Source organism: Streptomyces sp. AK08-02 (genome assembly GCF_033795085.1).
GTDB classification, from domain to species: Bacteria; Actinomycetota; Actinomycetes; order Streptomycetales; family Streptomycetaceae; genus Streptomyces; species Streptomyces echiniscabiei.
This window is the reverse complement of sequence record NZ_JARAZV010000042.1, coordinates 1-9,577: the sequence shown is the minus strand read 5'-3', so window position 1 is coordinate 9,577 and position 9,577 is coordinate 1. Positions and strand designations below refer to the sequence as shown.

General features: G+C 68.2%; 11 protein-coding genes. 3 read left to right on the top strand and 8 right to left on the bottom strand.

Translation table 11 applies throughout. From position 1 onward, the window contains the following. A partial coding sequence (locus tag PV734_RS45640) for an HNH endonuclease (protein ID WP_319295218.1) occupies window positions 1–371 on the top strand: 371 nt, incomplete at its 5' end. Next, window positions 343–885, top strand: coding sequence for a DUF4265 domain-containing protein (locus PV734_RS45635; protein ID WP_319295216.1), 543 nt, complete (start codon window positions 343–345; stop codon window positions 883–885). The genes PV734_RS45640 and PV734_RS45635, both read left to right, overlap by 29 nt. Window positions 886–963: 78 nt before the next feature. On the opposite strand, the gene PV734_RS45630 is transcribed toward PV734_RS45635, so the two are convergent. The 5 genes from PV734_RS45630 to PV734_RS45610 form a co-directional block, all read right to left on the bottom strand. Next, complete coding sequence (locus PV734_RS45630; RefSeq protein ID WP_319295214.1) at window positions 964–2,232, bottom strand: tyrosine-type recombinase/integrase; 1,269 nt, start codon at window positions 2,230–2,232, stop codon at window positions 964–966. After that, entirely contained in the window at window positions 2,229–2,414 is a 186-nt protein-coding gene (locus tag PV734_RS45625; RefSeq protein ID WP_319295212.1) for a helix-turn-helix domain-containing protein, read from the bottom strand. The genes PV734_RS45630 and PV734_RS45625 overlap by 4 nt, the downstream gene beginning before the upstream one ends. Next, window positions 2,407–3,753 carry a replication initiator gene (locus PV734_RS45620; RefSeq protein ID WP_319295210.1) on the bottom strand — a complete coding sequence of 449 codons (1,347 nt, stop codon included), beginning with the start codon at window positions 3,751–3,753 and terminating at the stop codon, window positions 2,407–2,409. Before PV734_RS45620 ends, PV734_RS45625 begins: the two co-directional genes overlap by 8 nt. Before the next feature lie 143 nt (window positions 3,754–3,896). Continuing rightward, entirely contained in the window at window positions 3,897–5,225 is a 1,329-nt protein-coding gene (locus tag PV734_RS45615; protein ID WP_319295208.1) for an FtsK/SpoIIIE domain-containing protein, read from the bottom strand. Next, entirely contained in the window at window positions 5,225–5,551 is a 327-nt protein-coding gene (locus tag PV734_RS45610; protein ID WP_257850208.1) for a hypothetical protein, read from the bottom strand. Before PV734_RS45610 ends, PV734_RS45615 begins: the two co-directional genes overlap by 1 nt. 228 nt (window positions 5,552–5,779) lie before the next feature. On the opposite strand from PV734_RS45610, the gene PV734_RS45605 reads away from it, so the two are divergent. Then, a complete protein-coding gene (locus PV734_RS45605) occupies window positions 5,780–6,709 on the top strand; it encodes a GntR family transcriptional regulator (protein ID WP_319295206.1) in 930 nt (309 codons plus the stop codon). 112 nt (window positions 6,710–6,821) lie between these two features. Here the strand turns inward: PV734_RS45605 and PV734_RS45600 are convergent, their stop codons facing one another. From PV734_RS45600 to PV734_RS45590, 3 genes are all read right to left on the bottom strand, one after another. Then, entirely contained in the window at window positions 6,822–7,187 is a 366-nt protein-coding gene (locus PV734_RS45600; RefSeq protein ID WP_319295204.1) for a hypothetical protein, read from the bottom strand. Next, window positions 7,187–7,348 (bottom strand): hypothetical protein, encoded by a 162-nt coding sequence (locus PV734_RS45595; protein WP_319295202.1) that lies wholly within the window; start codon window positions 7,346–7,348, stop codon window positions 7,187–7,189. The genes PV734_RS45600 and PV734_RS45595 overlap by 1 nt, the downstream gene beginning before the upstream one ends. Window positions 7,349–7,633: 285 nt before the next feature. Next, window positions 7,634–8,830 (bottom strand): helix-turn-helix transcriptional regulator, encoded by a 1,197-nt coding sequence (locus PV734_RS45590; protein WP_319295200.1) that lies wholly within the window; start codon window positions 8,828–8,830, stop codon window positions 7,634–7,636. Window positions 8,831–9,577 lie beyond the last annotated feature (747 nt).

The following is a 9,577-nucleotide window of genomic DNA, read 5'->3' as shown; positions in this document are numbered from 1 at the left end:
ACCTGCACACGTACTATGTGCTGGCAGAGGACACACCGGTTCTTGTCCATAACTGCAACAGAGCTGGTTTGGACTTCACTGATGCTGAGAGGCAGAAGGTCTACGACGCTAACGCCGCGAAGAACGGTGGCGAGTACAAGTGTGACTACTGTGGGCAGACGGTGGAACGGCGCGCATCGCGAGATGCCAATGGAAACGCCATCAAGGGGAGGCCCGACGATGCCCAGATCGACCACGTAGAGCCGAAGGCCAGTGGAGGGCACGGTGGCGACCATAATGGAGCAGTGGCCTGCCGTCGGTGCAACAGAGATAAGTCCACGAAGCCACTGGAGGATTGGGACGATGAGCTCAGAGATTTCCTCGATGACTAGCGCCGGAAAGTCGGAGTCGGACGATAAGCCTGAGAGGCTGTACAAGGTAGCCTTCGACCTCCCTGAAGAGACAGCTCAGTGGGCGCGTGCATCTGCGGAGCGGCTCTGGACTGGGAAGACTTCCGTGAAGATGGAGGTTCAGGTTCGGAACACCCCCTTCTACGTGAAGGGTGTTGCCTTCGGGGATATCGTGCGGGTCAGGGCTGATCACGAGCGCAGAGAGCTTGTGTTCGAGGAGTTCGTTTCTGAGTCTGGCCATTCGGCGGTCCGCGTTATCGTCAAAGATGATGGCGCGGGAGGGGAAGTCGACACTATGCTCCGCGCCTTTGGTTGCTCCTGGGAGATTGATGCAACCGGATCTTTGTGGGCAATCGACGTGCCGTCGCATGTTGATTACGCATCCATGAGAACCGCTCTCCTTCGCATTGCCAGTGAAGAGAAAATTGGCATCGAAGAGAGTGCCCTTGCGAGGGCTCACCGCGACGGACTCGGATTGCCAGAGTCGGATCATTAATATGGTCCGTAAGAAGTCCCGCCGGATTTCATTCCGGCGGGGCTTCTGGGGGTCTTGACGGCAACGGTGACGGCAACGTCAGCGGACGACGGCTGTGGCGGGTGGGTCGTCGGGGGCGTCGCCAGTGGGGCTGAGGGCGTCGCCGAGGGTGTCGATGGCCTGGCGTTGGAGGCGGAGTCGGACGTGGGCGTAGACGCCGGCGGTGACGCCGATGTGGGCGTGGCCGAGGAGTTCCTTTATAACGACGAGTTCGACGCCCTGTTCCAGGAGCAGGGTGGCGGTCGAGTGCCGGAGGTCGTGGAAGCGGATGCGGCGGAGTCCGGCCCGGTCGAGGAAGTTGCGGAAGCGGCGCGTGAGGTTGGCCGGGTCGAGAGGCCGTCCAGTCGGCGTGGTGAAGACGACGCTGCTGTCGCTCCAGGCTGACCCTGCGGTCTCGCGCTCAGTGTCCTGCTGCTTCTTGTGCTTCTTGAGGGAGTTGATGCACTCGGTGGGGAGGGCGATGCGGCGTTCGGACGTTCGGGTCTTGGTGGGTAGGTGGGTGAGGCCGCCGGTGCGGGTGCGCTGGAGGGAGTGGCGGATGGTTGCGGTGCCGCTGTTGAGGTCGAGGTCTTCCCAGTGGAGGCCGAGGAGTTCGCCTTTGCGGAGTCCAGTACGCAGGGCGAGTTCGTACAGCGCATGCACCCGGTCGGCGCGAGCTGCGTCGAGGAATTGACGGGCCTCGACCGCAGTGAGGGGTTGGAAGCGCCTGGGCCGGGGCGTGGCGGCTTTGACGTTCCGGGCGACGTTGCGGGGCAGTTCGTCCTCCCGGACGGCGTGCTCCAGCGCCGACTTGAGTACTGAGTGCACGTAGGCCACGGTCAAGGGGGACAGCCGCTTTTGGCAGCATTCGCCGATGGCACAGCACTGCTTCCGTTCGGTGTCCGATCCCTGGGCGCAGCACTGGCAGGTGGTGCGGAGCCGGTCGAGGAAGGTGCGTACGTCGCGTGCGGTGAGCCGGGCGACTTTCTTGGTGCCGAGGCCGGGGATGAGGTGGAGACGGATGCAGGTGGCGTAGCGGGTGTGGGTGTTCTCGCGGAGCCGGTGGACGGCGACGCTGTCGAGCCAGTAGGTCAGGTAGTCGCCGATGGTGCTGTCGGCGGTGGCGACGGGAAGACCGCGGTTGCTGTCGGCGATCTTCTCGGTGAGTTTGTCGGCGGCGTCCTTGCGGGTGGTGCCGTAGATGCGGACGCGTTTGTGGGTGCCGTCGGCGGCGAGGACGTAGCCGGCGGCTTCCCAGCGGCCGTCCTTGCGCTGGTAGATGGTGCCTTCGCCGTTGGCACGGTTCTTCCTGCGCTTGGGGGCGGTCATCGGGTGGCCTCTTCCAGGTGTCGCTGGATGTAGTCGTCCAGGGTGTGGGCGGGGATGCGGCGGGCGCGGCCGATGGTCAGCGAGGCCAGGCGGCGGGTGCGCAGGAGGTCGTAGAGGGCGGAGCGGCCGATCTTGAGGCGGGCCATTGCTTCGGGGACGGTGAGCAGTTCGTCGTCACGCACCGGCTGTCACCGCCTGTTCGCACGCCGGGCTACCGCCGATGAGTGCGGCGAGGCGTTCGAGGTCGGGGGTGAGTCCGACGCCGTCGAACGCCCAGTGGGCGAGGACGAGCGTGGTCAGCCCAGGTCCAGGGGTGTGACGGCGGTGCCAGGCGGCGCGGGCCTCGCGGAGGGCGCCGAGGGTGGTGGAGTAGTCGCGGGTTTTGGTGGAGAAGTGGCCGCGGAAGCCGAGCATGTGGGCCCAGGCCCGCAGTTTCAGGTGTTCGAGGTCGCGGCGGGCTCCGAGGGCCCAGGCGGTGCGGATCATGCGGGCGGCGTGGTCGGGGATGGTTTCCTGGCCGAGTTCGGCGATCAGTTTCAGGCGGTGGTCGAGGGTGCCGGTCGCGCTTTCGGCGCCTTTGGTGGCGTACTTCGCGACGTATCCGGCGACCTTGCCTTCCGTGATGGTGGTGCCGTCCTGGAAGGCGGTGGACCGGATGACCTTGACGTCCAGCTCCTTGCCGAAGGTGAAGGCGTAGGCGTGGCCGTCGATCTCCGGTCCGTCGACGTGCGCACGGGCGGCGGCAGCGTGGACGGCGTCAGTCAGCAGTTCGGGGGTTGCCCAGGTGGGCGGCGGTGTGTGGCCGCCTTTGGGGCCGTCGAGGCGGATGACGGCGTGGAAGTGGATCAGTCCGCGTCGCTGGTACTCGGCGACCTTGGCATACGAGACGCGGGCGACCTTGTGGAGCAGGCGCTGCGGGACTCCGGCAACGGCGGCGATGGTGCGGCGCAGGTGGAGCATGAAGCGGGCCCACAGGGCGGGGGAGTGTGCGTTCCACAGGACGGCACCTGTGTAGTCGTACCGGTCCGGGTTGAGCGGGGTGCCGAGGGCCGGGTCGTCCTTGGCGTGGGTATGTCCGCACCCGCAGCGCGCGGCGGAACTGGAGCGCTTGCCATGAACCGGACCGTACGACGGGGCGGTGAGCGTGACGAACACCCGTGGATGGGCGGCGACTTGTTCAGGGATGTTCTTCCCGCCGCGCAGACCGGCGGCCATGAGATGGAATGTGTCCTGCCGGTACAGCTCGGCGCAGGAGGGGCAGCGGGTGGTGCGGCGGTTGCCGCAGCGGACCAGGAGGTGCCCGGCGGGCAGCTCCTTGGACTTCAGTTCGCGCAGGATTTCGCCGGTGGCGGCGTTGATCTCGGTGCGGTGGCCTTCGAGGCGGATGGGCTGGGCGCAGCCGCCGAGCGAGGACAACTGCCGGACGAGACCCGGCAGGTTCCGGTAGGAGGCGAACACCGCCAGGTTGGCGGCGGCCGGTTGCGGCCGTGGGATGGCGGTGGTGCGGTCGTGCGATGGCATGCTGGCGGGACCTCTCTGCACTGCGGCACACGCGTGTGCCGTGAACGGATGGGGAGGGAGGCCCCGGCAGGGGCGAGGGTTTGGCGACTACACGCCCTTGCCGGGGATCACTGCGGTACGGGACCGGGAGCGGCCGGTGGGGTTCACGCGGCCTTGTCCAGGTCGATGCGGGTGGGCAGTTCGCGGACTTTGAGTCCGGAGGCGCACATCAAGTCGTTGATCTGCCAGCAGGCTTCGGTGGGCAGGTAGACCGAGCGCAGCCGGACGGGGGTGCGCATGTCGCCGACGGAGGCGATGGAGACGCCCTGGGGCATGGTGCGGTCGGCGGCGGTGATGTCCAGTTCCCGGCCGTCGGGGAAGAGGTGCAGGAAGTCCTCGACGGTGTCGACGCGGTGGCAGATCCGGGCGGACAGGTTGGTGCGTACGGCGGTGGTGAGAACGTCGGCGGAGGGCTTCTGAGTGAGCAGCCACAGCCGTACGCCGAACTTGGCGCCCTGGCTGGCGACGGCCAGTAGCTCGGCCTCGAACCGTTCGCGCGCCTTGCGGTCGGGGTGACGGGTGTAGTTCGCCACCTCGTCGATCACCACGAGCAGCAGCGGCAGCTCTTCGCTGAAGGCAGTGATGCGGTCGGTACGGCCGGACCAGAACAACCGCTCGCGACGCTGCATCTCCTCGCGCACCCAGCGCAGGATCTCGGTCGGCTCGTCGGGATGGATCGCGTCGGAGACCTTGTACGCGGTACGCCACCAGGGCGCGACCGCCCCGAGGTTGGGGTCGATCACGATCAGACGCACGTCCCGCATGAGCGAGGCTTGGGCGAGCAGGGTGTTGACGGTGATCGACTTGCCGGAGCGGGTGGCGCCGGCGATGAGCGCGTGCGCGGAGTAAGCGAGGTTGAGCACAACAGGGGTGCCGTCCTCGTCCCAGCCGAGCAGCACGTCATCGGTGGAGACGAACTGACCCGGTCTGCAGACCGGGGAGCCGTCCGGGCCGAGCAGCGGTGAGCGGATCACTGCCTCCAGCGGCTCACGCCGGAACCCACGCGCGACGATCACTCCGGGCTTGGGCTGGCAGATCCGGATGCGGCGCATTCCCCAGGCGTCGCACAGGCCCTCGGAGGCCTCCTGCCAGGCGCTCAGCCCGACCTGCGGCAGCGCATCGGCGGTGACGGTGACGCCGAAGCCGTCGGCGCAGGTGTGCAGACGCGGCACCAGCACGCGCGGCTTCGTCGGCTGCTCCTGCGGACCGTACTGCTGGAGCACGGTCGGGGTGGCGTCCTTGACCGCCAGGCCCAGCATCGGCGCCAGCCGCTTCCAGCCCCACCGCATCTGCCGCGCCTGCCGCAGACTGGCCCGGGTCTCCGCATCGGCGCGGTACCAGCGGGCGAAGCAGAACCCGGCCCAGCCGAGCAGCCCGAGCGCAGTGAGGCCGACGACGGCCAGGGGCGCGAGCCCGAGAGAGGTCCCGGGCATCAGGCGCCCGCCTTGGCGGTAACGGCGTCGCCGCGCACGGAGATGCCGTGCCGGTCCTTGCCGTTGATCTCGTTCTCCCAGGCCGAGGCGACCAGGCCGGTGAAGGCGACGGGCATGCCGACCTTGAGGCCCTTGCCGAGGCCGGGCTCGGGCACGTTCACGGTGATCACTTCGGCGCGGCCGTTGAACGCGAACATCACGTCCACCTGGTGCAGGTGGGCGCCGGTCGTGCGGTCGATCGCGGGCTCCCGGCCGTCACGGTCCTTGAAACGCGGCCGGGGCTCGGAGGCCAGGATCACCAAGGCCTGGGACTGGTCGATGGGCATGGTCTTCACGGCAAACCTCCAGGTAGAAGGGTGCGAATCACCCATGCGGGTGATCGCTCAACCCGACCCTACCTGACTCAATCCAACTCTATCCAGCCCTATTCGTTGCTGTTCTGCTCCCGCCCTGTCCATGGGGTCGCTAATCTGGCCGGTGCAGCGCGCTGTGCTGCGGGAACGGCGGCCGGCCCGTCCTTCCACCACCGACATACGCCGATCCGAGGGAAGACGATGGCTCCTGCCGACGAGGCACGCCTGGCGTTCGAGCGCATCGCGGACGATCTCAAGCAGCAGATCCGTGGTGAGAAGCTCCAGCCGGGGCAGTTGCTGCCGTCGCACAGCCAGCTGATGGAGGCGTACGGCGCATCGAGCCTGACCGTGCAGAAGGCGGTGCGGCTCCTGCGCAGCGAGGGCTGGGTCATGACCCGCCAGGGCAAGGGCACCTTCGTGAGCAGGTCGGCGGATTTCGAGCACGCCTTCGAGAAAGTCGTCAAGGATCTGGAACGCCGGATCCGCTCCGGCAGCCTCACGCCGGGGATCAAGCTGCCGGGCCGTGAAGCGCTCGCCGACCACTACGCGGTACCGGTCCGTGTCATCGACGCGGCGGTCAGCCTGCTTGTACGCAACGAATGGCTCCGCTACGAGGACGAAGAGCACAGCCACGACGCCTACGTACGCGATGCGGACGATCCCGCCTTCGGGCGGCACCTTGCCCAGGCAGCCCTTGTTCAGAAGATCCGCAATGGCTCGTTGCCCAAGGGCACCCGGCTGACCGCAGCGGATGCCGCCGAGGCCATCGGCCACAGTGAAGAGACCACCGAGCAGGCCCTGGCCGCGCTGGCCCTGGAAGGACATGCCCGCAAGGTCTACAAGAACCCGCGCAAGGAAATCCCCTCCCGCACCCGGCCGAGCGAGCCGCAGCCGGAAGAACTGGCCTACGTCATCGGCGAAAGCCTCTTCTGGGAGGAACCGGCAGACGCGGGCGGCACCGACGACGGGTCCGCACAGTTGCCGCAGTCCGCGCCGCCCGGGTCCGGGGACGTCGACCTGGCGGGCAAGCTTGATCTGATTTTGGAGCAGATGGCCGACATGCGCGAGCGTCTTGAGCGCCTGGAGCAGGCAAGCCAGGGCCGAGGAGCCAAGCGCCCCAAGGGCGCCTGACTGCATGCAGTGAAAATCCCCGGAGAGCCATGGCTCTCCGGGGATTTTCACTGCGGCCCGATCCGGCCGGGTGCGACGGGCGCCGGCCGGAACAGGAGATCGTGATGGGCAGTCAGTCGAGCGGGACGGGGCGGCGGCTGTCCCGCTCCTCGTCTTCGGTCTCCAGGTCGTCCAGGGTGTCGAGGTCGTCGTAGGCGGGGGCGGGTAGACGTGCTCCCCGGCTCACCGCGATCCGGTGGACGTTCGTCAATGCCTCGGTCAACTGGAGTGCCAGCAGGTGCAGTTCGCCAGGCGTCCACTGGCGTCCGTCCAGAGTGTGTTGTGCCTCCTGAACGAGTTCACCGGCCAGGCCGAGTTGGGCCGACTCCATGTTGTCAGCGAGGCGTGACAGGTATCCGGTCCCGTCGCCTGCGAGGTAGCAGGGTTTTCCTTCCGGCGCGGCCCAGGGGAGCAGGCGGACCTGATTCGTGAGGCCCATCAGGCCCCCACCTCCATGCTGCGGGTCGGTAGGGGACCGATGTCGACTCCGTGCACGGCCAGCCACAGTGCGCGCCGGGGTGCCCGTCGGCGCTGCTGCTCCCGCTGTTCGTGCGCGAGCAGGTACGGGCGGACCAGTCCGGTGTCCTCACCGTGCAGCACCGGGGCAGCGGGTACGTGAGGCGGACATTCAGTGGATGCCTCCACAACGGGGAGGATGGGGCGGGAATCCGGTGCGCGGTGGCGGCCTGGCGCGGGCCGTAGCAGCCGTAGCAGTGGTTCGAAGATGTGGGCGATACAGTGCGGCACGTCGGCGCTCCTTGTCAGCGTTGGCCACGCCCCCGGACCGTTCGCCCGGTCGCGGGGGTCCTGACTGAGCGTCAGCCTGCCGACTGGCGATGCACACCGGTTGCACCAAGCGGTGCAACTCCTCTCGCCGGGAACCTGCTATATCCCGACCCACTCCGCGTACTGCGTCAGCGAACTGTTGCGCGTTCGTTCCTGCCGTTTGAGGGCCAGCACGGTGTCCCGCACGGTCGGGTGGTAGCGGGTCTGCTGTGGCGCGATGCGCCGGGCCTGGTGCAGGCAGTCCAGCGCTTCCTCCGGGTGGCCGGCCCAGGCATGGGAGCGGCCGAGGTCCATCCAGTGGTGTCCGGCCCGGGAACGGGTCCAGCCTCGCGGGATGTGCACATCCTGGGCGAGCTCGATCGCGCGACCGAAGTCGTCCATCTCCGAGGCGATGGCCACCGCATGCACACCGACGTTCACCGGCCCCCAGGTGACGCCGAAGTCGGGCAACTCGCCCGTGGCCCGGGCCAGAGAGCGGGCCTCGGCCAGGCGGGCATCCGCATGGTCCCGGTCCTTCATCCGCCCTGCGATCACCGCAGCCCGCAGATGCATCACACCCTGCATGGCCTCAACGCCTGCCGGGCGGCGCGCATCCAGGCCGTCGAGATCCCGCAGAGCGCGGTCAATCACCCGCAGACCCACGTCGTATCGGCCGGACGACATCGTGGTCTGTGCGCGAAGGTAGGCGTACATGGCGGCCAGCCCTGGCTCGTCGGCGCGCGGCGCGATCCACGCCAGCCGGTCCAGCGCAACGGTGGCCAGGTCGATATAGCCGAAGTTCCACGCCACGGTGAACACACACCGGAACGTCCCCGCCAGACACTCGTAGGCCAGCCGCTGCTCTTCCCCGGTGCTGGTGTGCACCGCCTGCACCGACTCGTCGATCAACCCGGGCAGGTCGCGCACCATGTCCGTGTACTGCGCCTGCCGGCGTTGTACGAGGGCCCGTTGGACATCAGCCCGGATCAACGCGGCTGGGCGCGGAGCTGTCTCCCAGTCGAGCGCGACATCCCAGTTCTCCAGTCCCTCACGGATCGGCTGGATCAAGGCGTCCATGCGGTCCCGGCGCAACTCCTCGGCGTACGGCTGCCCCAGCAGATCAGACGTGGAGACGCCCAGCGCGCGGGCACAGGCAGCGACAAGAGCCGGGGAGGCAGCCTTCTGCCCGCACTCCACCTTCGACAGCAACGACTTCGACACGTGAGCCCGCATCGCCAGCCCCTGCTGCGTCAGGCCGCGCTGCTTCCGGACACGGGCGATCCGAGCGCCGGTGTGCTCCTCAATGCTCTGCGACACGGCGAACTCCGTTCTGCGGCAACACTCAGACGGTACCCCTGCAACACGGCCCCGGACCGGCCGAACAACGATCACCCCGGCTGCCCGCAGAACCACACCTGCCAGTCCGACGCTTCGGACCGCACTCCAGCCGAACGACCAGCCGACGGCCACGGCGTAGCACCAAGGCGGGGTGCGTCCAAACTTTCTCTACGTCTTCAAGGCGACCCGCTGACGCGGGTCGCGCGCGGCACGGCCGCCCACCCGGCCCGCTCTCGGCTCCGCCACCGCGGGCCGGCCAGCGACCAGGCCGCGCAGAGACAGCGCAGCAGTTACCGGAAGCGCGAAGAAGACCGGACACGCCTGCAGGGCGAGCGCCAGACCGACGGCGAACCAGCGGCGGAGAGTTGGCCTGTGCGCAGCCCGGCGGTGGGGGCGGTCGGCTCCATGGGCTTTACCCACCTCCCCGGGTCGGGGCCCGCGTCGGGCAAGGCCAGGGGGCCACTCGCTCAAATTCCGGGCAGGGGCACAGCCTGCCCGAGTTGCCGGGCCAGCGTACGGCCCCCTGACCATGCCCGACCCCAACCCGGGCAGGACACCGGCCAAAGCCCACTCCACCGCCCTCACGCACGCAGCCGTCTGACGGCAACGCTGACGGCAACAGGGGCGCACAGCACGGCACTTCCACGCACACCTGCGTACAAGCCGAATAGTGCTCACCTGCGAAAACGCAGATGACGGCCCCCGAGCGAGCACACGTACTATGTG